The 22,510-nt window shown below is 63.4% G+C and carries 22 protein-coding genes; 7 read left to right on the forward strand and 15 right to left on the reverse strand.

Annotated features, from left to right (window positions below):
- Positions 1–14 precede the first annotated feature (14 nt).
- The 3 genes from GWL_RS15245 to GWL_RS15255 all read right to left on the reverse strand — a co-directional run bounded on the left by GWL_RS15245 (position 15) and on the right by GWL_RS15255 (position 3,023).
- On the reverse strand, positions 15–1,043 hold the full coding sequence (locus GWL_RS15245) for an NADP-dependent oxidoreductase (RefSeq protein ID WP_008331789.1): 1,029 nt from the start codon (positions 1,041–1,043) through the stop codon (positions 15–17).
- Positions 1,044–1,112: 69 nt separating this feature from the next.
- Positions 1,113–1,718 carry a TetR/AcrR family transcriptional regulator gene (locus tag GWL_RS15250; protein ID WP_008331792.1) on the reverse strand — a complete coding sequence of 202 codons (606 nt, stop codon included), beginning with the start codon at positions 1,716–1,718 and terminating at the stop codon, positions 1,113–1,115.
- Positions 1,719–1,775: 57 nt separating this feature from the next.
- Positions 1,776–3,023 carry an MFS transporter gene (locus tag GWL_RS15255; protein ID WP_008331794.1) on the reverse strand — a complete coding sequence of 416 codons (1,248 nt, stop codon included), beginning with the start codon at positions 3,021–3,023 and terminating at the stop codon, positions 1,776–1,778.
- 101 nt (positions 3,024–3,124) lie between these two features.
- On the opposite strand from GWL_RS15255, the gene GWL_RS15260 reads away from it, so the two are divergent.
- Positions 3,125–4,084 carry a GlxA family transcriptional regulator gene (locus GWL_RS15260; protein WP_008331796.1) on the forward strand — a complete coding sequence of 320 codons (960 nt, stop codon included), beginning with the start codon at positions 3,125–3,127 and terminating at the stop codon, positions 4,082–4,084.
- 11 nt (positions 4,085–4,095) lie between these two features.
- Here GWL_RS15260 and GWL_RS15265 read toward each other — a convergent pair whose 3' ends face one another.
- Positions 4,096–5,253: a metallophosphoesterase gene (locus tag GWL_RS15265; RefSeq protein ID WP_008331798.1), complete on the reverse strand. Its 1,158-nt coding sequence runs from the start codon at positions 5,251–5,253 to the stop codon at positions 4,096–4,098.
- 327 nt (positions 5,254–5,580) lie between these two features.
- On the opposite strand from GWL_RS15265, the gene GWL_RS15270 reads away from it, so the two are divergent.
- Positions 5,581–6,123, forward strand: coding sequence for a hypothetical protein (locus GWL_RS15270; protein WP_008331800.1), 543 nt, complete (start codon positions 5,581–5,583; stop codon positions 6,121–6,123).
- Positions 6,124–6,240: 117 nt separating this feature from the next.
- Here the strand turns inward: GWL_RS15270 and ppk2 are convergent, their stop codons facing one another.
- Positions 6,241–7,152 (reverse strand): polyphosphate kinase 2, encoded by a 912-nt coding sequence (ppk2, locus tag GWL_RS15275; RefSeq protein ID WP_008331801.1) that lies wholly within the window; start codon positions 7,150–7,152, stop codon positions 6,241–6,243.
- 243 nt (positions 7,153–7,395) lie between these two features.
- On the opposite strand from ppk2, the gene GWL_RS15280 reads away from it, so the two are divergent.
- A complete protein-coding gene (locus tag GWL_RS15280; RefSeq protein ID WP_008331807.1) occupies positions 7,396–8,343 on the forward strand; it encodes a LysR substrate-binding domain-containing protein in 948 nt (315 codons plus the stop codon).
- 80 nt (positions 8,344–8,423) lie between these two features.
- Here the strand turns inward: GWL_RS15280 and GWL_RS15285 are convergent, their stop codons facing one another.
- From GWL_RS15285 to ugpB, 4 genes are all read right to left on the reverse strand, one after another.
- Complete coding sequence (locus tag GWL_RS15285; RefSeq protein ID WP_008331808.1) at positions 8,424–9,518, reverse strand: sn-glycerol-3-phosphate import ATP-binding protein UgpC; 1,095 nt, start codon at positions 9,516–9,518, stop codon at positions 8,424–8,426.
- A gap of 26 nt (positions 9,519–9,544) precedes the next feature.
- Positions 9,545–10,396: a sn-glycerol-3-phosphate ABC transporter permease UgpE gene (gene ugpE / locus GWL_RS15290; protein WP_008331809.1), complete on the reverse strand. Its 852-nt coding sequence runs from the start codon at positions 10,394–10,396 to the stop codon at positions 9,545–9,547.
- Positions 10,397–10,448: 52 nt separating this feature from the next.
- Entirely contained in the window at positions 10,449–11,333 is an 885-nt protein-coding gene (gene ugpA, locus GWL_RS15295) for a sn-glycerol-3-phosphate ABC transporter permease UgpA (protein ID WP_008331810.1), read from the reverse strand.
- Positions 11,334–11,508: 175 nt separating this feature from the next.
- The gene (gene ugpB, locus GWL_RS15300) at positions 11,509–12,822 is read right to left on the reverse strand and encodes a sn-glycerol-3-phosphate ABC transporter substrate-binding protein UgpB (protein ID WP_008331811.1); all 1,314 of its coding nucleotides are present in this window, start codon (positions 12,820–12,822) and stop codon (positions 11,509–11,511) included.
- A 335-nt stretch (positions 12,823–13,157) separates the two neighbouring features.
- Between ugpB and ubiA the strand changes: the two genes are divergently transcribed.
- Both ubiA and GWL_RS15310 read left to right on the forward strand, forming a co-directional pair.
- Entirely contained in the window at positions 13,158–14,012 is an 855-nt protein-coding gene (ubiA, locus tag GWL_RS15305) for a 4-hydroxybenzoate octaprenyltransferase (RefSeq protein ID WP_008331812.1), read from the forward strand.
- A gap of 80 nt (positions 14,013–14,092) precedes the next feature.
- On the forward strand, positions 14,093–14,752 hold the full coding sequence (locus GWL_RS15310) for a thiopurine S-methyltransferase (RefSeq protein WP_008331813.1): 660 nt from the start codon (positions 14,093–14,095) through the stop codon (positions 14,750–14,752).
- Between the two features lie 12 nt (positions 14,753–14,764).
- Here the strand turns inward: GWL_RS15310 and GWL_RS15315 are convergent, their stop codons facing one another.
- The 4 genes from GWL_RS15315 to GWL_RS15330 form a co-directional block, all read right to left on the reverse strand.
- Positions 14,765–14,992 carry a hypothetical protein gene (locus tag GWL_RS15315; protein ID WP_008331814.1) on the reverse strand — a complete coding sequence of 76 codons (228 nt, stop codon included), beginning with the start codon at positions 14,990–14,992 and terminating at the stop codon, positions 14,765–14,767.
- Positions 14,993–15,043: 51 nt separating this feature from the next.
- Complete coding sequence (locus tag GWL_RS15320; protein WP_008331815.1) at positions 15,044–15,805, reverse strand: peptidoglycan DD-metalloendopeptidase family protein; 762 nt, start codon at positions 15,803–15,805, stop codon at positions 15,044–15,046.
- Positions 15,805–16,617: a pyrroline-5-carboxylate reductase gene (gene proC, locus GWL_RS15325; protein ID WP_008331817.1), complete on the reverse strand. Its 813-nt coding sequence runs from the start codon at positions 16,615–16,617 to the stop codon at positions 15,805–15,807. The genes GWL_RS15320 and proC overlap by 1 nt, the downstream gene beginning before the upstream one ends.
- Before the next feature lie 63 nt (positions 16,618–16,680).
- Positions 16,681–17,382 (reverse strand): YggS family pyridoxal phosphate-dependent enzyme, encoded by a 702-nt coding sequence (locus tag GWL_RS15330; RefSeq protein ID WP_008331819.1) that lies wholly within the window; start codon positions 17,380–17,382, stop codon positions 16,681–16,683.
- A gap of 73 nt (positions 17,383–17,455) precedes the next feature.
- Here GWL_RS15330 and GWL_RS15335 point away from each other — a divergent pair, with 73 nt between their 5' ends.
- Positions 17,456–18,484, forward strand: a complete 1,029-nt coding sequence (locus tag GWL_RS15335) for a type IV pilus twitching motility protein PilT (RefSeq protein WP_008331821.1) — start codon at positions 17,456–17,458, stop codon at positions 18,482–18,484.
- Positions 18,485–18,567: 83 nt separating this feature from the next.
- Positions 18,568–19,053, forward strand: coding sequence for a glutathione peroxidase (locus tag GWL_RS15340; protein ID WP_008331823.1), 486 nt, complete (start codon positions 18,568–18,570; stop codon positions 19,051–19,053).
- Between the two features lie 13 nt (positions 19,054–19,066).
- On the opposite strand, the gene GWL_RS15345 is transcribed toward GWL_RS15340, so the two are convergent.
- Together GWL_RS15345 and GWL_RS15350 are read right to left on the reverse strand one after the other, a co-directional pair.
- Positions 19,067–19,963 carry a phosphate/phosphite/phosphonate ABC transporter substrate-binding protein gene (locus tag GWL_RS15345; protein WP_008331825.1) on the reverse strand — a complete coding sequence of 299 codons (897 nt, stop codon included), beginning with the start codon at positions 19,961–19,963 and terminating at the stop codon, positions 19,067–19,069.
- Complete coding sequence (locus GWL_RS15350) at positions 19,960–22,245, reverse strand: EAL domain-containing protein (protein WP_008331827.1); 2,286 nt, start codon at positions 22,243–22,245, stop codon at positions 19,960–19,962. Before GWL_RS15350 ends, GWL_RS15345 begins: the two co-directional genes overlap by 4 nt.
- Between the last annotated feature and the right edge of the window lie 265 nt (positions 22,246–22,510).

Consider the following 22,510-nt stretch of genomic DNA (forward strand, 5'->3'; position numbering starts at 1 on the left):
CGTGGTGCGTGGACTCAGTCCAGCTTCACCACCAGCTTGCCGAAGTTCTTGCCTTGCAGCAGGCCCATGAAGGCTTCGGGGGCCTTCTCCAGGCCCTGCACCACGTCTTCGCGGTAACGCAGCTTGCCTTCCTTGAGCCAGGTGCCGACTTCCTGCTGGAAAGCGGCATACAGGTCGGGGCGGTTGACGTAGTAATCGAAGATGATGAAGCCCTGCACACGAATGCGCTGGGTCAGCAGGCGGCGCAGGATGGCGCCGCTCTCGGTGGCCAGGCTGCCACCGTTGTAGTGGGCGATCAGCCCGCACACAGGCACGCGGGCGTGGATGTTGAGCAAGGGGATGACGGCATCAAGCACGGCGCCACCGACGTTCTCGAAATATACATCGATGCCACGCCCGCAGGCCGCCTTGAGTTGCTCGGCGAAGTCGGGCGCACGATGGTCGATGCAGGCATCGAAGCCCAGTTCCTTGACCGCCGATTCACACTTCTGCGCGCCACCGGCGATGCCGACCACATGGCAGCCACGCTGCTTGGCGATTTGTCCGACCAGCGAACCGACCGCGCCGGTGGCTGCGGCCACCACCACGGTTTCACCGGGGCGCGGCTGGCCGATGTCGATCAGGCCGGCGTAGGCGGTATAGCCGGGCATGCCCAGCACACCCAGCGCGTGCGAAGGATGGTCGAAGTCGGCCGGCAGCTTGTTGGCGCCGCTGCCGTCGGAGATGGCGTACTCCTGCCAGCCGGTGTAGGCCATGACGAGATCGCCTTCCTGAAAATCTGGATGACGCGAACTGACCACGCGCGAGACCACGCCAGCGGTCATGACGCCATCGATTTCCACCGGAGGAGCATAGGAAGGGGCATCGCTCATGCGGCCGCGCATGTAGGGGTCCAGCGAGAGCCATAGTCCACGCAGCAGCATCTGGCCGTCCTCCAATGGCGGGATGGCCACTTCTTCGAGACGGAAATTCTCGGCCGTGGGGGTCGTAGTCGGGCGCGAGGCGAGGACGATGCGGCGATTGGTCTTGGGTAGTTGGGTCATGGAAATCCTTTCCGTATTCGGTTCATGTTCGCTTCATCGAGCGTGTGGGCGACAGGCCGCGGGACTCTGTTACCGTGGAGCCACCAGCACGCGTCGCGTGACCAGCATGGCCGCTTCCATCGGCGCGCGGTCACGCCCGAGCCTGGACAGCAGACTGGCGCCCAGCCATTGCTGGTAAAGCATGGTGGCCGTGGCCTGCGGTTCCAGCACGGTATGCAGCGATCCTTCGGCGATGCCTTCCTCGATGCAGGCGGCGATGCGCCCGATGAAGCGCTGCGTGCCCTCGTGCAGGGCCTGTCGCATGTCGTCGGACAGGTCGGCGACTTCTGCGGAGAGCTTGACCACCAGGCAGCGCTGTTCGGCCTCCTGGCAGCATTGACTTTCCAGCCAATACCCCCAGTACGTCAGCAGACGCTGGCGGGCATCTTCGCCTTGACCCTGGCCGTGGTCGGACAGGGCATGGTCCAGCCGTTCCAGGTAGGCGGACACATAATGCTGGATCAGTTCGCGACCATATTGTTCCTTCGATCCGAAGTAATGATAGAAGGAACCCTTGGGAATCTGCGCCGCCGCCAGGATCTCCGCCAGACCGACGCCGGTATAGCCCTTCTGCGCGATGAGCGCATGGCCGGCTTGCAGGATGTGACGCTTGTTGTGATCGTAGTGTTCTCGCATGCACTGCATTCTAACGGAAAATTAGACCGGTCGTCTAAGGCCGGTCTTTTCCGCGGATCAGCTTGATGCAGGCTGCTTGTGCGCGGACGGAAACAGCGGCAGGACCAGCATCGCCACGATGGCCACGCCGATCCACACGGCGGCCCATCCGTGCCAGTGCAGCAGTACCGGAACCGCCTGCGCGGTCAGGAAGAACACACCGAAGACACAGCTGTTGCCCAGCCCCAGCGCCGTGCCGACCTGGGACGCACCGGCGGCTACGGCCAGTTCGGTGTAGGCCACGCCATGCCAGGCGGAGACCACCACGCCGGCCGCTACCAGCACGCCGCCCAGCCAGGGAAGCGCAGCGGACATGCCGCTGAGCGAGGACAGGCCGAGCAGCAGGAACAGCACCGCACTGCCCAATGCACAAGCCCGCAGATAAGGGCGGCGCTGGCCGCGCCGGTCGGTCCAGCGGCCACTGGCGATGCGCGCCACCGCCGCCCCCAGTTGCACCAGCGTGAGCAACACGCTCATGAGCAGCAGGCTGGCCTGCCCCACTTCATGCAGGAAGATGCCGCCGAAGCTGATCAGCGCCACCTGCGGCGCGCACAGCAAACCGGTGCCCAGCGCCAGCCGCCATACCAGCGCGCTGCGCAAGGCCGATCCGGCAGGCTCCGGGGCTGCCTGCGAACTGGCCACCATGTCCGGTTCGCGCAGCCAGCGCAGCACCAGCCCCCCACTGGCCAGGCACAGTGCCATCAGCAATCCGAATACCGCGCCAAAGCCCGCGCGGTCGGCCAGCGAGGGCAGCAGCAAGGCACCGATACCGCCCCCCAGCGGCACGGCGGTCTGGCGGATACTCATGGCCAGGCCGCGTTCGCCTTCGCCGAACCAGGCCATGATGGCACGTCCGCTGGCGCCGTTGACACTGCCACCCAGCAGACCCGCCAGCATGAGACCGCCATACAGCCACAGGATCGCCGACGCGCCCTGCGTCGGACGGGCCATCGCCATGAGCAGCAGGAGCGCGGCACTGGTGCCCAGCAGGCCCGCCAGCAGGACCTTGCGATCACCCAGGCGGTCGGTCAGTACTCCCCAGGGCAGTTCGCCCAGCGCCACGCCCAGGCTCAACAGGCCCAGCGCCAGTCCCAGTTGCGCATTGCCGAGTTGATAGTCATTGCGCAGCACCAGCGAGGTGACCGGGATGCCGGAAAACACCGCCGAAAAACTGGCGTTGGCGGCAACGCCCGCGGCCAGCACTTTCCAGCGATGTACGGAAGGAACGCCGGTGACTGTTGCGGGAGGGGTGGAGAGGATGGACAAGGCGGGCTCCGGTGGGGATCAGGCCTTGCAGTGTGCCGTGCAGGGGTATGGCTTAAATGTCATAATTCCGGCATTACCAGCCATTTGACGTTTTCTGCACCATGCCCGCGCGCGACATTGCCTTCCTCATTTTTGCCGATTGCAGCATGCTCGATTTCACCGGTCCGCTGTCGGCCTTCGATGCCGCCAACCGGGTCAGCGGGCGCGCGCTCTATCGGATCACGCTGCATTCCGAGCCGGGCGGCATGATCCGCAGTTCGGCGGGGGCGCTGATCCAGACCGAACGCATCGGTCGCGCCAGCTTCGATACCGTGGTGGTAGCAGGAGGCGGGGCACCGCGCGAAGGACTGGTGTCCGAAGGGCTGCGTCGCTACATCGTGCGCGCAGCCGGTCGCTCGCGCCGCATCGCCGGCGTGTGCACGGGCGCGTTCGTGCTGGCGGCAGCGGGCCTGCTCGATGGCAGGCGCGCCACCACGCACTGGCGCATGGCGGCCAAGCTGCAGCAGATGTATCCGCAGGTGAAGGTGGACAGCGAGCGCATCTATTCCTGTGATGGCAAGGTGTGGACCTCGGCGGGAATTTCCGCCGGGATCGATCTGGCCCTGGCGCTGATCGAGGAAGATCACGGTGCCGAACTGGCCAAGGCGGTGGCGCGCGAGCTGGTGGTGTATCACCGGCGTCCGGGCGGACAGTCGCAGTTCTCGGCCCTGCAGGAGATGGATGGTGGCTCGGAACGCATACGCCGCGCCCTCAGTTTTGCGCGCGCGCACCTGCATCAGGAAGTGAGCATCGACACGCTGGCCGAAGTGGCCTGTCTCAGCCGCCGTCAGTTCGATCGCAGCTTCGCGGCCGAGACCGGCCAGACCCCGGCACGTGCCATCGAACAGATGCGTGCGGAAGCGGCGCGGCTACGCATCGAGCAATCGCAGGACAGCCTGGAGAGCATCGCCCGCGCCACCGGCTTTGGCGATGCCGAGCGCATGCGGCGCGCCTGCCTGCGGCTGTTCGGACAACCGCCACAGGCCATGCGGCGCCTGGCGCGTCTGGACGATGCGCAATAGGCGGCGTCGGTTCAGCCTGCGGTCAGGCGTACGCGCGTGATCTCGGAAGGTGCCAGCAGTCGCTTGGGCGGCCCCCAGTAGCCGGTACCCCGGCTGACATAGATCCACAGTCCCTGCAGGCGCTTGAGACCGGCCACATAAGGTTGCTGCAGCGGCACGAAGAAATTCCACGGGAAGAACTGGCCGCCATGCGTATGCCCCGAAAGTTGCAGGTCGAAGCCGGCCTCGACGGCGACGGTGGCGCTGCGGGGCTGGTGCGCCAACAGCACGCGCGGATGGTCGGCGGGCGCGTTGGCAATGGCGGCATGCGGATCGCTGCGATGGGCTTCATCGAAATGATGAGCGGTGTAATCGGTCACACCGGCCAGCACCAGGCCCGCGCCGTCATGGCGCAGGACCACGTGTTCATTCATGAGCACCGTCACGCCCAGGCGGCGCACCTCGTCTATCCATTCGTGGGCGTTGGAGTAGTACTCGTGATTGCCGGTGACGAAGTAGGCACCATGCCGCGCGCGCAGTTGTGCCAGCGGTGCGGTGTGCGGCGCCAGCTGGTGCACGCTGCCATCGACCAGGTCGCCGGTGATGGCCACCACGTCCGGCTGCAGGGCATTGACCCGGTCGACGATGGCTTGCAGGTAGGCTGCCTTGATGGTGGGGCCGACGTGAATATCGCTGATCTGGACGATGGTGAAGCCCTCCAGCGCCGACGGCAGGTTGGCAATCGGCACGCTGACCTCGACCACGGCGGCGGTGCGGCGGGCATTGAGATAGCCGATGACGGTGGCCGCTGCGGTAAGGGCCAGCACCAGCCAGGCGCTCAGCTCGATCATTTCGTGTTGCTGGATGGGCGACAGGTGCAACCAGGGCAGCGCCGCCAGCCCCAGCGCGCGCAACAGGGTCAGGAGCAAGGCCGAGGAAAACGCGCCCATGGCCAGCATGCCGGCCCAGGCCAGACGATCGGCTGCGGTTTCCGACAAACCGCGTCGCTTGAGGTAAGGCACGGCCAGCGCCACCGGCATCAGCAGGAAGGACAGCAACAGCACGACAGCGCCCAGCGTGATCCAGCCCGCCCGGGGAGTCAGTGCCGGCAGCAGTTGCCAGCCGATCCAGGCGTGCAGGGCGGCCAGCAGGCCGAGGACGGTGAACAGCGAGACGAGGCTACGGCGCATGGAAAACCTTTGAAAGAGGAGACATCGCCCGGGATTGCGAAGGCCGGCCTTGCTTGCCGGAAATCTGAGATATGAAGGCTGCAGGGATGCTTTTCAAGCAATTCCTGCGAAAAACCTCGTAAATCCTGCCCAAAATGCCGCATCGGCAGACAGCAGAAACCGCCAGATGAAGAAAAAGTCGGCCACGGGCATGCAGGAAGACGCTCAGAGGAGGATAATATTGCTTCTATCCCCCCGTTTTTAATTCGCGCGACCTTGGCGGCACCTGCCGCATCGATGGCAAGAGCATCGACACCAGGCCGCGCCTGCATCATTGGAAGAGTTATTTTGAGTTCAAGCAAAACCAAACGCTGGCATGGCAATGTCGAGGCGATCAAACCCGAATTCCTCAACGGCGTGATCACCCAGATGAGCTCCTACGGCGACCGCGTCCATTTCAGCATGTTCGGTTCGGTGCAAAAGCCGCACTATGAAGTCATCAACAGCTTCGACAAGAAGATGGCCTTCGATGGCAACCACCACCTGCACCGTGCCGAGGAAACCGAGTTCGGTCCCGGCAACGTGACCCCCATCTTCACCCTTGACCAGATCAAGCGCATCGTCGCCACCGGCGGCAGCGGCACCCGCAGCACGCCCCGTTCGGCACGTGCCTCCTCGGCGCGCAGCGCCGCCGGCACCGCCCGCCCGACCACCGCCGCAGCGCGCGCACGTGAAGCGGTCGATGGCGAGAAGTACGCCTACTTCAAGGCCAATCGCCACATGCTGCCCGATGAAATCAACCAGCATTCCGATGAGATCAGCAAGCTCATGCTCAATGGCATGTCGGCCGAGCAGGCTTTCGGCGAAGTGATTTCCAAGTACTTCGACTGAGACGGGACGACGGCACGATCCGTCTGAACGGCCCTAAAAGGGAAATCAACATGGAAATGGCCGGAGCTTCGTCTCCGGCCATTTTCGTTGAGGCGCCCTGCTCTGCCGATCAATCGATCAGTAGATTTCCGGCACCATCATGGTATCGGGTACCGGGTGGCGCTCATAGTCCTCATGGCGCTCACGCTCGGGCAGCAGCACCGGCGGATGCGGCACTTCGGCATAGGGCATCTGCTGCAGCAGGTGATGGATGCAGTTCAGACGGGCCTTCTTCTTGTCCACTGCCTGCACCACCCACCACGGCGCTTCCGGAATGTGGGTGCGCTCCAGCATCACTTCCTTGGCCTTGGTGTATTCCTCCCAGCGACGACGCGACTCCAGGTCCATGGGGCTCAGCTTCCACTGCTTGAGCGGATCATGAATGCGCGAGAGGAAACGCAGATGCTGTTCTTCATCGGTGATGGAGAACCAGTACTTGATGACCTGGATGCCGGCACGGGTCAACATGCGTTCGAACTCGGGCACGGAGCGGAAGAATTCCTCGTACTGTTCGTCGGTACAGAAACCCATCACCCTTTCCACACCCGCGCGGTTGTACCAGCTGCGGTCGAACAGCACGATCTCGCCGGCCGCCGGCAGATGCGATACATAACGCTGGAAGTACCATTGCGTGCGTTCGCGGTCATTGGGTGCCGGCAGCGCAGCCACGCGGGCCACGCGCGGGTTCAGGCGCTGGGTGATGCGCTTGATCACGCCCCCCTTGCCGGCGGCGTCGCGTCCCTCGAAGACGATCACCACCTTGTGCCCGGTCTGTACCACCCAGTCCTGCAGCTTGACCAGCTCGCCCTGCAGGCGGAACAGTTCGCGGAAATACAGGCGACGGTATTCCTTTTCCTCGCTGCCATGGGCGCTGGAAAATTCACCGGTCACCGGATCGACGGTGCGGTCTTCCAGTTCCAGCTCCATTTCTTCGTCATAGCTGTCGGCCAGTTCGCGGTGGACGCGCTTGACCAGTTCTTCCTTATCCATCATGTCCTCGTGTGCAAGATAAAGTGGCGAACGCGGCACTTCCCTTCGCCTGAAAGTGCGTGACAACATACCTGCCCTTTGTGACCAAGACATGACAGGCGGATAACATCGCAACAGCAATACCGCCGGCCCTGCCCCTGAAGGTCCATCCTGCATCAACTGGCTTCCAAATGCCATGATGCCCTGCAGAACCTGCCGCACGAAAATACGCTATAGTCCCGAAAACGATTCCGGCATAAGAGCATGACACTTACAGAACTCAAATACATCGTGGCCGTCGCGCGGGAAAAGCATTTCGGCCATGCAGCAGAAGCTTGTTTCGTCGCCCAGCCCACGCTGTCGGTGGCCATCAAGAAACTGGAAGATGAGCTGGGCGTTGTCATCTTCGAACGCGGCGGCACCGAGGTCTCGGTCACTCCGCTGGGTGCGCAGATCGTCGCCCAGGCCGAGCGCGTGCTGGAGCAGACCGCCGCCATCAAGGAAATCGCCAACCAGAACAAGGACCCGCTATCGGGCCCCTTGCGTCTGGGCATCATCTACACCATCGGCCCCTACCTGCTGCCTTCGCTGGTCAAGACCATGATCGAGCGGGTGCCGCAGATGCCGCTGATCCTGCAGGAGAATTTCACCACGCGGCTGATCGAACTGCTGCGCCAGGGAGAGCTCGATGCGGCCATCATGGCCCTGCCCTTCCCCGAGCATGGGCTAAACGTGACGCCGCTGTACGACGAGCAATTCATGGTGGCGCTGCCGCGCCAGCACAAGTGGGCCGAGCGCAAGGAAATCGATGCGCGTGAACTCAAGAGCGAGACCATGCTGCTGCTGGGCAACGGCCACTGCTTCCGCGATCAGGTGCTGGAAGTCTGCCCGGAGATGTCGCGCTTCTCCACCAATGGCGATGGCATCGCCCGCACCTTCGAGGGGTCGTCACTGGAGACCATCCGTCATATGGTGTCCTCGGGCATCGGGGTGACCGTGTTGCCGCGCGCCTCCATCGCCGATGCCGACGCGCGCGACGGCATGGTGCGTTATGTTCCCTTCGTCGCGCCGGCCCCTTCGCGCCGAGTGGTCATCGCCTGGCGCAAGAGTTTTACACGGCAGGCCGCCATCGATGCGGTGCATCAGGCGGTGCTGGCTTGCAAGCTCAATGGGGTGGAGATGCTCACCGAAGAGTCGGCCAGCGCGGCTTGATCCCTGCGTCAGCTTGCAAGGAAAAGGGGCCTCGCAATTGCGAGGCCCGTGTCATTTCTGCCAGTACGACGTGTTGGAACTCAGGTAATGCGATGCGTGCTCTTCACATCAAACCAATGCACATCCCCCGCTCCGAACGAAGCCCCGATCCGCTGACCGGTACTGACCGGCACATTGGCCGGGCAGCGCAGCACCAGCGCCTGTCCGCCACAGCGCGCATGCACCAGCAATTCCGCACCCAGCGCTTCGACCAGCTCCACCTCCAGTGACAGCTGCGCGGCCGAGCCGTCGAGGATGGGCAGCAGGTGTTCCGGCCGCACGCCCAGGATGCGCTCCTGGCCGGCCGCACCGGGCAGCGCCTGCGGCAGTCGCACGGTGGCGGCAGCCTCGCCCTTGCTGGCCTCGAAGCTGGCACCGTCAGCCGACAGCCTGCCCTCCAGCAAATTCATCGGCGGCGAACCGATGAAGCTGGCCACGAAAGTGGTGGCCGGACGTGCATAGACTTCAGCGGGCGTACCGATCTGCTCGGCCACGCCGCGGTTCATCACGATCATGCGCTGGCCCAGGGTCATGGCCTCGACCTGATCGTGGGTGACATAGAGACTGGTGGTGCGCAGGCTGGCATGCAGCTTCTGGATTTCCAGACGCATCTGCACGCGCAGCTTGGCGTCCAGATTGGAGAGCGGTTCGTCGAAAAGGAATACGGCGGGCTTTCTCACGATGGCACGGCCCATGGCCACGCGCTGGCGCTGGCCGCCGGAGAGTTGGCGCGGGGTACGCTCCAGCAGCGCGCCGAGTTCGAGGATGGCGGCGGCGCGCTGCACGCGCTCGTCGATCTCGGCCTTGGACAGCCCCTGGATCTTCAGCCCGTAGGCCATGTTCTGGTACACCGTCATGTGCGGATACAAGGCATAGTTCTGGAACACCATGGCGATGTCACGCTCCTTGGGTTCCAGGTCATTGACCACGCGATCACCGATGACGATCTGTCCGCTGCTGATCTCTTCCAGCCCCGCGACCATGCGCAGGAGCGTGGACTTGCCGCAGCCCGAGGGACCGACCATGACGATGAATTCGCCATCGGCGATCTCGGCATCGATGCCATGGATGACGTCGACCGCCTTGGCACCCGTGCCATAGGTCTTGCGGACTTGCTTGAGATGGATTGCTGCCATGGTTGTCAGTAGTTAAATGATATAAATTATTTCTCGGAATCGACCAGGCCCTTGACGAACCATTTCTGCATCAGCACCACCACCAGCCCGGGCGGAAGCATGGCCAGGATCATGGTGGCCATTACCAGGTTCCACTCGACGGCCGAATCGCCACCGGAAATCAAGGTCTTGATGCCGATGCCGATGGGATACATGCTGGTGTCGGTGGCGATGATGAGCGGCCAAAGGTACTGGTTCCAGCCGTAGATGAACATGATCACGAACAGCGCAATGACATTGGTTCGCGACAGCGGCCACAGCACATCCTTGAGGAAGCGCAGCGGCCCGGCACCATCAATGCGCGCGGCTTCGGCCAGTTCATCAGGCACCGTCAGGAAGAACTGGCGGAACAGGAAGGTGGCCGTGGCCGAGGCGATCAGCGGAATGCTCAGACCCGCATAGCTGTTGAGCATGCCCAGGTCGGAAACGACCTGGTAGGTCGGCGTGATGCGCACCTCCACCGGCAGCATCAGCGTGACAAAGATCATCCAGAAGAACAGCCCTCGCCCCGGAAAGCGGAAGTACACGATGGCAAAGGCCGAGAGCATGGAAATGGAGATCTTGCCGATGGCGATGATGAGCGCAGTGGCCAGGCTCACCCACAGCATGTGCAGCACCGGTGGTGCGCTCACCTGGCCGGATGCGCCCTTGAAGAGCACCGCGCCGTAGTTGTTCAGAAATTCCCCGCCCGGCACCAGCGACAGCGGCGACAGCGCCGATTGCTCGGCGGTCTGGGTGCTGGCCACGAAGGCGACATACAGCGGGAAGAACACGATGAGTACACCCAGCACCAGCACCACATGGCTGAGGAAATCGAGGATGGGGCGACGTTCGATCATGCGGTCACCTCTTCGATCTGGAGGAAGAAAAGAGCGTTCATGGGAGCGGGCTTCATGCGTATTGCACCTTCTTTTCAACGTACTTGAACTGCACCACGGTCAGCAGGATCACCAGCGCCATGAGCACCACCGATTGCGCCGCCGAGCCGCCCAGGTCGCCGCCTCTGAAGCCGTCGGTGAAGACCTTGTAGACCAGGATCTCGGTATCCTTGCCGGGACCGCCGTGGGTGGTAGCATCGACGATGACGAAGGTATCGAAGAAGGCATAGACCACGTTGACCACGAAGAGGAAGAACGTGGTCGGCGAGATCAGCGGGAAGACGATGGTGAAGAAGCGCTTGACCGGCCCCGCGCCATCGATGGCGGCGGCTTCGATGAGCGACTTGGGAATCGACTGCAGGCCGGCCAGGAAGAACAGGAAGTTGTAGCTGATCTGCTTCCAGATGGCCGCGATGACGATGAGGATCATGGCATGCGTGCCATTGATCATGTAGTCCCAGGGCAGACCCAGCCAGGTCAGCACGTGCGAGAGGATGCCCAGGGAGGGACTGAGCAGGAACATCCACAGCACCCCGACCACCACCGGCGAGACCGCATAGGGCCAGATGAGGAAGGTCTTGTAGACCGAGGCGCCACGGCGCACACGGTCGGCGAAGACCGCCAGCAGCAAGGATAGCGCCAGGCCGAAGAAGGCCACCAGCGCCGAGAAGATGGCCGTGGTACGGAAGGATTCGAGGTAGGTCGGGTCGGCGAAGAGGGTCTTGAAATTGTCGAGCCAGACGAATTCGGAATAGCCGCCGAAGGCATCCTGCAGCAGCATGGACTGATACAGCGCCTGCACCGCAGGCCAGAAGAAGAACAGCAAAGTGATGATGATCTGCGGTGCCACCAGCAGATAGGGCAACCACTTCGAGGTGAAGCGCGCGCGTTTTTCCACGATCGTTCCGGCCAGGGATCGCCTGGCCGCAGAGGTTGATTGAATCGGAACCGGATGTCAGCTTGCTGACATCCCAAAACGGAAGCCGGCGTTGCCCTCCAGGATCGTGGAGGACAGCGCCGGTTCCTGTCCCGTCGTCGCGTTCAGGCCGGACGGGAGCTACTGCGCAAGGAAATTACTGGTTGCCCTTGTTGGCCTTCTCGAAACGGGCCAGCAGTTCGTCGCCGCGCTTGACGGCGGAGTCCAGCGCTTCCTTGGCGGTCTTCTTGCCGGTCCAGACGTTTTCCAGTTCCTCGTCGAAGACGGTGCGGATCTGCGGATAATTGCCCAGGCGCAGGCCACGCGACTTCTCGGTGGTCTTGACGATCATCTGCTTGACGGCCACGTCGGTGCCCGGATTGCGCTCATAGAAACCGGAGCTCTTGGTCAGCTCGTAGGCCGCCTTGGTGACCGGCAGGTAACCGGTATCCTGGTGCCACTTGGCGGCCACTTCCGGCTTGGAGAGGTAGCTGAAGAACTTGGCCACGCCCTTGTATTCATCGGCCTTCTTGCCGTTCATCACCCACAGCGAAGCGCCGCCGATGACGGTGTTCTGCGGGGCGCCCGGCACGTCGCTGTAGTACGGCAGCGGCGCCACGCCGAACTTGAACTTGGCGTTCTTGCGGATATCCGCGTAGGCCGAGGAAGAGCCGGTGATGATGGCGCATTCGCCCGCGTTGAACTTGGCGTTGGCCTCGTCCTTGCGGCCGGCGTAGGTGAAGTAGCCCTGCTTGGCCCAGTTCGACAGGTTCTCGATGTGGCGCACGTGCAGCGGGCTGTTCATCTTCAGGCGCGCATCCAGGCCGCCGAAGCCGTTGTTCTTGGTCGCCAGCTCAACGTTGTGCCAGGTTGAAAACGATTCCAGATGCACCCAGGATTGCCAGGTCGTGGTGTAGACGCACGATGCGCCGCTGGCCTTGATCTTGGCGGCCATGCCGATGAATTCCTGCCAGGTGGCGGGCGGCTTTTCCGGATTCAGGCCGGCCTTGGCGAACATGTCCTTGTTGTAGAACATGATGGTGGTGGAGCTGTTGAAGGGGAAGGACATCATGCCCTTCGGGGTCGAGTAGTAACCGGCCACGGCGGGCACGTAGGCGTTCTGGTCGAACTTCTCGCCGGCCTGGTGCATCACTTCATAGACCGGTTTGACTGCGCCCTTGGCGTAGATCATGGTGGCGGTGCCCACTTCGAACACCTGCAGGATGTCGGGCGCGTTGCCGGCACGATAGGCGGCAATGGCGGCGGCCATCGATTCGTCGTAGGTCCCCTTGTAGACCGGCACGATCTTGTAATCGCTCTGGGTCTTGTTGAAGTCGTCAGCCAGGGCATTGACGCGTTCGCCCAGGGCGCCGGTCATGGAATGCCACCAGGTGATCTCGGTTGCGGCGAAGGCGGAGGATGTGATCGTCGCCAGGACACCGGTCGCGATCAGTGTTTTCATCATGTTCATCAGAGGGAACCTCTCGAAAAAAGGGGGTTTGATGCTAACAACGCTCCATGACAGCCGCGTTACATTAGCCGTACTGCTGGCTTTGGGCAAAGGAAATGCGTGTGGCCATGCAGCACGAAAACCGAAAACGTCTCAGGAAATGGGAATTGGTTTTTATTATTTCTGCTACAGATGCTACGGATGCTACGGATGCTGCCGCTACGACTGCCTCGCAACGCCGCGCCGCATCGGTCCCGGGACCGGCCCGGCCTGCCGTTGGCACACCAGAAAAAGCACGACGGTGCGAAAACGTCGTCGCGAATTATAATGCGGTCTTTCGATTTTGCGGACATTCCATGGACAGGCTCAGGCTTTACGCGCTGCTGGTGCGCGCCCACAAACCCATCGGCATCCTGCTCTTGTTGTGGCCCACCCTGATTGCCCTGTGGCTGGCGGCGGGCGGTGTGCCCGACTGGCGCATCCTGGTGATCTACGTGCTGGGCACGGTGCTGATGCGTTCGGCCGGCTGTGCCATCAACGACTACGCCGACCGCGACTTCGATCGCCATGTGAAGCGCACCGAACAACGTCCCCTGACCTCCGGCAAGATCAAGTCGTGGGAAGCCCTGATGGTGGCCGGTGTGCTGGCGCTGCTCTCGTTCCTGCTGATCCTGCCGCTCAATGCCTTGACGCTGCAGCTGTCGGTGGCGGCGGTCATCATCGCGGGCAGCTATCCGTATTTCAAGCGCTTCTTCGCCATCCCCCAGGCCTATCTGGGCATTGCCTTCGGCTTTGGCATTCCCATGGGCTTTGCCAGCGTGAGCGGCACGGTGCCGCTGGCAGCCTGGGGCCTGCTGGTGGCCAACATCTTCTGGGCGGTGGCCTATGACACCGAGTATGCGATGGTGGACCGCGATGACGACCTCAAGATCGGCATCAAGACCTCGGCCATCACCTTTGGCCGCTACGATGTCGCCGCGGTCATGCTGTGCTACGGGGTGGCGCTGGCACTGATCTGGGTGGTCGGCCTGCAATACGGACTGGGGCTATGGTTCTCGGCAGGGATGCTGGTGGCCTGCGGCTTTGCGGTGTATCACTACACGCTCATCCGCGAGCGCGACCGCATGCGCTGCTTCGCAGCCTTCAACAACAACAACTGGTTGGGCGCGGCCATCTTCGCCGGTGTCGCGCTGGATTACCTGATGCACTGATGCACTGATGCACTGATGCACTGATGTCCTCACGCACGCCAGGCGGTGACACTGTCTGGCCCAACAACAAAGGAGACGAGATGGAAGCGGAATTCTGGCTGGAACGCTGGCGCGACGGGCGGACACATTTTCACCAGGCGCGGGTGACGCCATTGCTGCAGAAGTACTGGCCGCAGTTGTCCCTGAGCGCGGGCAGCACGGTGCTGGTTCCCCTGTGCGGCAAATCGCTGGACATGCTGTGGCTGGCCGAACAGGGTCACCGTGTACTGGGCGTGGAACTGTCGGAACTGGCCATCACGCAATTCTTCAGCGAGCACCAGCTGACGCCGGTGGTGCATGAAAGCGGGCAAGGCCGACACTACGTGGCGGGCCAGATCGAACTGATCTGCGGCGACATCTTCGCGCTGGAAGACGCCACGCTGGCCGCCTGTGCCGGCGCCTACGACCGGGCGGCCCTGATCGCCCTGCCGCCGGAGATGCGTGCGCGCTACGTCGCGCAGATCTATGGACGCCTGCCGGCGCAGGCACGCAGCCTGTTGATCACGCTCGAATACGACCAGCAGAAGATGGACGGCCCGCCATTCTCGGTGAGCCAGGAAGAAGTCACCACCCTGTACGCCCCGCACAGCGCGGTCGAGGCAATTGACCGGCGCGACATCCTGGAGAAGGAACCCAGGTTCCTGGAGCGCGGCCTGCAGGCGCTGGAGACGGTGGTTTATCGCCTGCAACGCCAGCGCTGAGGCCCTTTTCGCTCACACCTCAGCCGTGGTCCGCACCACCGTCACCCGGCTGATGAAGAATTCCCCGTCCACCACCACGCGAAACGGCACCCCGGCCACATTGAAGCCAGGGCCGCCCTCGTCGTCCCAGACCTGGGCTACGGCATCGAAGTCGCGCGGGGTCATCTGCAGCATCTGTGCGCTGATGACGAAGGTGGCGCCGGTCTTCTGCCGGCGCACGATGTCTTCCAGTTTGGCCATGTGGATTCCTGATTCTGTCCTGCGTTGCGGCGCCAAGCGCCGGCGCCGGTCTCAGCGCGCCGGCAGCAGCGCCATCACGTTGACCGGCTTGCCGTTGCGGCGGATTTCAAAATACAGTTTGACCTTGTTGGTGTCGCTGTTGCCCATGGTGGCGATCTGCTGGCCACGCGTGACCATCTGGCCTTCCTTGACCGTGATCGTCGCATTGTGCGCATACACCGACAGCAGCTGCGGTGTGTGCTTGATGATCACCATGTTGCCGTAGCCGCGAATGCCGTGACCGGCATAGGTGACCTTGCCGGCCGCCGCCGCCACCACCGGCTGCCCCTGGCTGCCGACGATGTCAATGCCCTTCTTGTAGCTGTCGGCACTGGGCGCGGACTTGCCCTGGGTGGGCCACATCCAGTCCAGTCGGGCATCGGCCGGGGCCGGTGCATCGTCCTCCTCATGCGACTTTGACGATGGTTTGGCCGCCGGCCTGCCGGTACTCTTGCGCGAGGCGCTGGCGGCGCCAGGCGAGGATGCCGTCGGCCGCGGCGTCTGCCCGGCACCGGTGCGGGCAACCACGCCGACCGGCGGACGCACCAGCAGGCGCTGGCCGACATCCAGATCATCGGGATTGCGCAGGCGATTCCAGGCCCGCAGGTTGGCCGGACTCTGGTCGAAGTCGCGACCGATGCTGTAGAGCGTGTCACCTCGCCTGACCGTGTAATAGCCATCGCTGTCGGCCGTGGAGGCGCAGCCGGAGAGCAGCAGGGTCGAGACCAGCGGCAAGGCCGCCAGCGCACCGAGGAAGCGGTAAGCCTGTCCCATCAGGCCTTGCCGAATTCGTCGCCCAGCTCCTTGCTGCGGTGGGCGGCGGCTTGCAGGGCATCGACGATGGCCGCCTTCACGCCCGCTTGCTCCAGGCTGGTCAATGCAGCATAGGTGGTACCGCCCTTGGAAGTGACGCGCTCGCGCAGCGTGGCCACCGATTCATCGGAACGGCGCGCCAGTTCGGTAGCGCCGGCAAAGGTGGCCTTGGCCAGTTGCAGGCCGTCTTGCGCGGACAGGCCCAGCTGGGCGGCGGCCTGCTCCATCGCTTCGAGGAAATAGAACACGTAGGCCGGACCACTGCCCGACACGGCTGTCACCGCATCGAGCTTTTCTTCGCTGTCGAGCCACAGGGTTTCGCCCACGGCCTTGAGGATGGAATCGGCCTGCGCGCGCTGCAGGGTCGAGACCTGCGCATGCGGCACCACGCCGGAAATGCCACGGCCGATCAGGGCCGGAGTGTTGGGCATGGCGCGCACGATGGCCTGATGACCATCCAGCCAGCGCGACAGGTCCACCATGCGGATGCCCGCGGCAATCGAGACGATCAGCTGGGCAGCGATGAAGGGCTTGAGACTGGCCACCACCTCGCGCATCTGCTGCGGCTTGACCGCCAGCACCACCACATCCGCATGGGCGATGCTGCCATCGATGGACTGCGCGGTGCTCACGCCAAACTTGTCCTTGAGCGCCTGCAGCGCATCGGCATTGAGGTCGACCACGTGGATGTCTTCTGCTGCGGCGACCTTGCCGGCCAGTCCGCCGATCAAGGCCGCTGCCATGTTGCCGCCGCCGATAAACGCAATCTTCACTTCTGCTCCTTGTGTCTTGTGTGAGGCTGATGATGGTGGGTTGAAAACTTCATACGGGCTGTTTCACCCGTAATGCCGCGCCCCGAAAATGGCGCTGCCGATGCGCACGATGGTGGCCCCTTCGGCCACTGCCGCGGCCAGATCGGCCGACATGCCCATGGACAGAGTATCGAGCGCCAGTCCGCTGGTGCGCAATTGTTCATAGAGCCCCCGAACCGCAGCAAAGGCGGCGCGCTGTTGCTTCATATCGTCGCTGGGGGCCGGTATCGCCATCAGCCCGCGCAGACGCAAACGAGGCAGTTGCGCCACCTGGGCCGCGACCTCGGGCAACTCCTGCGGACTCAGGCCGCTCTTGCTCTGTTCGGCACTGATGTTGACCTGCAGACAAATATCCAGCGGTGCCAGTTCCGCCGGTCGCTGCTCGGACAGGCGCTGCGCGATCTTGAGCCGGTCCACCGAATGCACCCAATCGAAGTGCTCGGCGATGGGCCGGGTCTTGTTGCTCTGAATGGGACCGATGAAATGCCAGGCCAGCGGCGTATCCGGTACCAGAGTCGGCAGCGCGGCGATCTTGTCGAGCGCTTCCTGCAGATAATTCTCACCGAAGGCACGCTGGCCGGCCGCGACGGCTTCGGCCACCGCCTCCGGACCAAAGGTCTTGGAGACCGCCAGCAGCTGGACCGAGGAGGGTGAGCGCCCGGCCTGGCTGGCCGCCTGGGCGATCTGTTGTTGCACGTGTTGCAAGTGTTGAGCGATTGACGACATAATCCGGGAGCCGGAAGGGGCGAGCCTGCAGGGAGATAACGATATTGTTGGTCCAACCTTGCCGGGATTATAAATGGACATTGCCACCCTACTGGCATTTGCCGTCAGGAATCAAGCTTCCGATCTGCATCTTTGTGCCGGGCTGGCCCCTCTGCTGCGGGTCCATGGGGCGATTCGGCGCATCAATCTGCAACCGCTGGACGGCCCGCAACTGACGCAGGCCCTGCTGGCGGTGATGCCGGCGTCGCTGCAAGCGCAGTATCGCGCCGGTGCCGATTGCGATTTCGCGCTGACGCTGGCCGGACTGGGCCGCTTTCGCGTTCACGCCTTCCGGCAGCAACGCGGTCCGGCGGCGGCCATTCGTCCGCTGGGCCAACAGCCGCCCGCACTGGCCGAGCTGGATGCACCGGCCTGCTGCGCCGACCTGGCCGGGCGTGCGCACGGCCTGGTGCTGGTGAGCGGACCGACCGGATCGGGCAAGAGCAGCACCCTGGCGGCCATGGTCCGGCTCATCAATGAGACGCGCCCGGTCCATATCCTCACTCTCGAAGATCCCATCGAATTCCTGCATGCGCCGTGCCGCGCGCTGGTGACCCAGCGCGAAATCGGTACCCATGTCCCCAGCTTTGCGCAGGCCCTGCGCGCGGCCTTGCGCGAGGATCCGGATGTCCTGCTGGTGGGCGAACTGCGTGATACGCCCACCATCCGCCTGGCGCTGAGTGCGGCCGAAACCGGTCATCTGGTCCTGGCCACGCTGCATGCCGCCTCCGCCGCCCGCGCGGTCGACCGTATCATCGATGCTTTCCCCGAAGGTGAAAAGGACACCGCTCGCGGCCTGCTGGCCGAGGCATTGCAGGCAGTGATCGCCCAGATCCTGCTGCCGGACATCACCGGCGCTGCGCGGGTGGCGGCCCATGAGGTGCTGGTGGCCACGGCGGCGGTGCGCAATCTGATCCGCGAAGGACGCAGCGCGCAACTGCTCTCGGCCATGCAGGCCGGTGCCGCGCAGGGCATGCAGACGCTGCAGGCCAGCCTGGCCCTGCTGCTGCAACAGGGCCGCATCAGCGCGGCAACGGCGCGGGAACAGGGCCTGTCGGCCTGAGCCCGCCCGGACGCTCACAAGCAGGCGCGGGCGCTGCGGTTTAGAATGGCGGCCACAACGATGCTAGCCCCGAGGAACAGTCCATGACCACTCTCTACGATTTCCAGCCCAAGCTGGCCGACCAGACGCCCTTTTCCCTGGAACAGCTGCGCGGCAAGGTGCTGCTCATCGTCAATACCGCCAGCAAATGCGGCTTCACCCCGCAATACAACGGCCTGGAAGCCATCCACCGTCAGTTCCACCCACGCGGACTGGAAGTGATGGCCTTCCCCTGCAACCAGTTCGGCGCGCAGGAGCCCGGCAATGCCGAGGAAATCGGCGCCTTCTGCGAAAAGAATTACGGTGTGAGCTTTCCCCTGTTTGCCAAGATCGATGTCAATGGCGAACAGGCCGATCCGCTGTACCAGTACCTGAAGAAGGAAGCCCCGGGTCTCTTGGGCAGCAAGGCCATCAAGTGGAATTTCACCAAGTTCCTGGTACGCCGCGATGGCAGCGTCTTCAAGCGCTACGCGCCGCAGACCCGTCCCGAGGAAATGATTTCCGATATCGAAACACTGTTGGCCGAATAAGTCCGTCCGCCTTTCAGGGCAGCGCGCGGATGATCTGGTAGGCCGCGTCGTGCACCGGCACGAAATGCGTGGCGCGCAGGCTGTCCAGGGTCAGCTTCACGCGCAGCGCGTTCTTGTCCAGGAACACCTCGCGGATCTTCTTGCGGATATCGGCGCACAGCTGGCCGCGATAGACGAAGGGATCGAAGGGAATCGCCCCCGAGCGCCACAGCACGCGCACATCGCTTTTTCTGAGCTGGCCGTCGCTGATCATGCGCGAGAGATTGGTGCTGGCCACAAAGGCCGCATCGGCATTGTGGTTCAACACGGCCATGACGGATCGCTCATGATTGCCGGAATAGCCGATGCGCGAGAAATAGCGTTCGAACTGCAGCTTGTACTGGCGCGCAAACAGATGGCGCGGGATCAGCGCGCCCGAGGTACTGTCCGGATCGGCCAGCGCCAGTACCCGGCCCTTGAGCGAGGCCACGCTGTCATAGGGCCCCTGCTGGCGCGTGATGAGCAGCGAGTAATACACCGATGACACCCCGCCCTGCGCAGCGAAATTGGGCTCCACCTGCTCCATCGAGGCAAAGGGCGTGATCTGCGGATCGCCCTTGTGTGCCGTCACGTAGGAGGCCGGCCCCAGCCGCGCCACATCGACGGCACCGGCGATGAGTCCCTCGATGACACCGCCGTAGGAAGTGGGGATGATCACGTCCACCGGCATCTTCAGGCGTTCGCGCAATTCGTCCACCAGCGGACTGAGCGCCGTCTGCTGGTCGAGATCGCGGCCCTGCGGCACGAAGGAGAAGCGCAGCCGCTGCGGCCGTTCGCAGGCCGCGCGAGCGCCGGCCAGGACCGGTGCCGCGGGCAGCAGCATGCAGGCCGCACCTGCGGCCAGCACCAGGGTGGCGAAGTGGGTCTTCATGCGATATCGAACCTGCCTTTCTGCAAGAGCGGCACCAGTTGCGCGGCCGCGACCGGACGCTGCAGATAGAAGCCCTGCACTTCGTCGCAGCCCATCAGTTTGAGGTGCATCAGTTGCTCGCGCGTCTCCACGCCCTCGGCCACCACCTTCAGTCCGAGATTGCGCGCCAGCGAGACGGTGGAAGCGACGATCATGCCGTCGCTGTTGTCGTTGCGGATGTCACGCACGAAGGAGCGATCGATCTTCAGCGCCACCACCGGCAGCGCCTTGATATGACTGAGACTGGAATAGCCCGTGCCATAGTCATCCAGATAGATGCGCAAGCCTTCGTCGCGCAGCTTTTCCAGGGTCTGGCGCGCCTGCTCCAGGTCGGCAATGAAACAGCTTTCGGTGACCTCGATCTCCAGCCACTGCGCACTGAGCTGGTGGCGCTGCAAGGCTTCGCGCACGGTCGCAATGAGGCGTTCGTCATTGAGCTGCTTGGCCGACACGTTGATGGCCACCGGCACCAGGGGCAGGCCATCGGCGCGCCATTGCGCCAGCTGGCGGCATACGGCTTCGATGATCCAGTGGCCCAGCGGTTGCACCAGGTCATGGGTCTCGGCCAGGCCGATGAATTCGCCCGGATAGATCAGACCGTGCTCGGGATGCTGCCAGCGGATCAGGGCTTCCATGCCGACCACGCGATAGTCCTGCAACTCGACCTTGGGTTGATAGTGCAGGCAGAATTCGTTTTCCTTGAGCGCCTGGCGAAAGCGCCCCAGCAACTCCAGCCCGCGCACCGCAATCGCATTGAGCGAGGCATCGTAGAAGCGGTACAGGCCGCTGCCGGCGTTCTTGGCGCTGTACATGGCCGAATCGGCGTTGGTCATCAGGGTGGCGATGTTCTGGCCATCGCGAGGGTAGAGGGCGATACCGATGCTGGGCGTGGTTTCCACATCGCAGCCCAGCAGATCGGGATAGGGAGCGCGCAGGGTTTCAACCAGCTTGTCGGCGATCTCGGCGACGACTTCCTCGCTGCGGATTTCCGAGACCAGTACCACGAATTCATCCCCGCCCAGGCGCGCCACCAGGTCGTATTCGCGCACGGCTGCGCGCAGCCGACGCGCCACTTCCTGCAGCAGCGCATCGCCCACGGCATGACCGAGGGTATCGTTGATGAGCTTGAACTTGTCCAGGTCGAGAAAGAACAGCGCATACAGGTTGCGGCTGCGACGCGCCCGCGAAAGTTCGGTGGCGGCCAGTTCGTAGAACAGCATGCGATTGGGAATGCCGGTCAGGTAGTCATGCGAGGCCAACTGGTAGGCGCGACTCTTTTCCTCTTCAAGCTGCTGGATCAGGCCGCTCTTCTCCCGTTCGGAATAGCGCAGTTGCTCGTAGAGGAAGCGGCGCCGGTGGGCCATGCCGATCAGACCGCCCGAGAGGACCAGCACCAGCATGGAAATCAGGATGGCCTGCAAGACATACTGCCGGTGCGCCGGCCACAGCTTGCCCAGCAGCACCTGCTGGTCGCGGCTGACCACCACCGCCAGAGGATAATGCGCCAGCCGCCGCTGCACGCCGACATGCTGGGCGACATCGCCCGGACGTAGTGCATGGATGAGTCCGTCACCCTTGCCGGTCAGCAGGAAGGTGGCGTATTCCTGGCCGGCGTAATCGGAGCCGCCCGAGAGGATGCCACCGGCCAGCTCGGCCAGCTGCAGCCCGGCGGTGTTGATGATCTCGATGCGGCTGGAGCCGTCCACGCTGACTTCTTCGTAGGTCTTGAGGAAATAACCGAGATCGAGAATGGCCGCGAAGAAGCCCTGTAGCCTGCCCTTGCCGTCCTGCAAGGGGATGAGCAGCGGCACGCGCCAGCTGTAGCCATCGCGGTTCAGGGGCGGCGTGATGATCATCTGACCGTGTTCGCCGGTGCTGGTGAGCGTGCTCATGAATCCGGCATTGATGAGACGACTCAGTTCTGGCTCGCTCTTCTGTCGTGCCGAGGAATAGACCAGCCGTCCGCGCGCATCGAACATGGCCACGCGCAGATAGGCCGAATCGCCATTGAAGAGGGGATTGAAATAGGCCGACGAGGATTGCTCGCCATTGAGCATGGACTGCCCGATGCGCGAATACAGCAGGGTCTTGCCCAGTACCTCATCCAGATTGGCCGAGACGATGGCAGCCACGTTGCGGCTGTCGGCGATGGACGCGGCGATGGCCAGCTGCTTTTCGTTCTCGATGCGGATGAGGGTGAAGTACCACAGCAGCGACAGCGCCCCGGCAGCGAGCAGCACCATTCCCGCCGACACGCCCCTGCCCGCGAGCAGTCTGGTCAGCAGCCCTTGCGGCTCGAACGATAACGGCTTACGCAATCCCCACTCGCTTGATTGTGGCGCCTTGAGTGACGCCTTCGCTTGTCCCTTTATGATCCGGCGAGGGTAACGGGCATTTATTTCAAGTGAATGACAAGCGCGCGAGCATTAAGAGAAATTTAATGCTGGCCAGCGCGCCGCGGGGAGCGCACTGACCTGGGCCCTTTCTGGACAGAACGCATCTCACGCC

The organism is Herbaspirillum sp. GW103 (genome assembly GCF_000261365.1).
Classification (GTDB): domain Bacteria; phylum Pseudomonadota; class Gammaproteobacteria; order Burkholderiales; family Burkholderiaceae_D; genus Herbaspirillum.

Bases quoted from the DNA above. Each gene is read 5' to 3' on its own strand.
- GWL_RS15345 (WP_008331825.1), bottom strand. From the start codon at position 19,963: ATGAAGACCCACTTCGCCACCCTGGTGCTGGCCGCAGGTGCGGCCTGC.
- GWL_RS15340 (WP_008331823.1), top strand. From the start codon at position 18,568: ATGACCACTCTCTACGATTTCCAGCCCAAGCTGGCCGACCAGACGCCC.
- ugpB (WP_008331811.1), bottom strand. From the start codon at position 12,822: ATGAACATGATGAAAACACTGATCGCGACCGGTGTCCTGGCGACGATC.
- ugpE (WP_008331809.1), bottom strand. From the start codon at position 10,396: ATGATCGAACGTCGCCCCATCCTCGATTTCCTCAGCCATGTGGTGCTG.
- GWL_RS15250 (WP_008331792.1), bottom strand. From the start codon at position 1,718: ATGCGAGAACACTACGATCACAACAAGCGTCACATCCTGCAAGCCGGC.
- GWL_RS15280 (WP_008331807.1), top strand. From the start codon at position 7,396: ATGACACTTACAGAACTCAAATACATCGTGGCCGTCGCGCGGGAAAAG.
- GWL_RS15315 (WP_008331814.1), bottom strand. From the start codon at position 14,992: ATGGCCAAACTGGAAGACATCGTGCGCCGGCAGAAGACCGGCGCCACC.
- ubiA (WP_008331812.1), top strand. From the start codon at position 13,158: ATGGACAGGCTCAGGCTTTACGCGCTGCTGGTGCGCGCCCACAAACCC.
- ppk2 (WP_008331801.1), bottom strand. From the start codon at position 7,152: ATGGATAAGGAAGAACTGGTCAAGCGCGTCCACCGCGAACTGGCCGAC.
- GWL_RS15310 (WP_008331813.1), top strand. From the start codon at position 14,093: ATGGAAGCGGAATTCTGGCTGGAACGCTGGCGCGACGGGCGGACACAT.
- GWL_RS15260 (WP_008331796.1), top strand. From the start codon at position 3,125: ATGCCCGCGCGCGACATTGCCTTCCTCATTTTTGCCGATTGCAGCATG.
- GWL_RS15245 (WP_008331789.1), bottom strand. From the start codon at position 1,043: ATGACCCAACTACCCAAGACCAATCGCCGCATCGTCCTCGCCTCGCGC.
- GWL_RS15330 (WP_008331819.1), bottom strand. From the start codon at position 17,382: ATGTCGTCAATCGCTCAACACTTGCAACACGTGCAACAACAGATCGCC.
- GWL_RS15350 (WP_008331827.1), bottom strand. From the start codon at position 22,245: ATGGTGCTGCTCGCTGCCGGGGCGCTGTCGCTGCTGTGGTACTTCACC.
- GWL_RS15320 (WP_008331815.1), bottom strand. From the start codon at position 15,805: ATGGGACAGGCTTACCGCTTCCTCGGTGCGCTGGCGGCCTTGCCGCTG.
- GWL_RS15335 (WP_008331821.1), top strand. From the start codon at position 17,456: ATGGACATTGCCACCCTACTGGCATTTGCCGTCAGGAATCAAGCTTCC.
- GWL_RS15285 (WP_008331808.1), bottom strand. From the start codon at position 9,518: ATGGCAGCAATCCATCTCAAGCAAGTCCGCAAGACCTATGGCACGGGT.
- GWL_RS15265 (WP_008331798.1), bottom strand. From the start codon at position 5,253: ATGCGCCGTAGCCTCGTCTCGCTGTTCACCGTCCTCGGCCTGCTGGCC.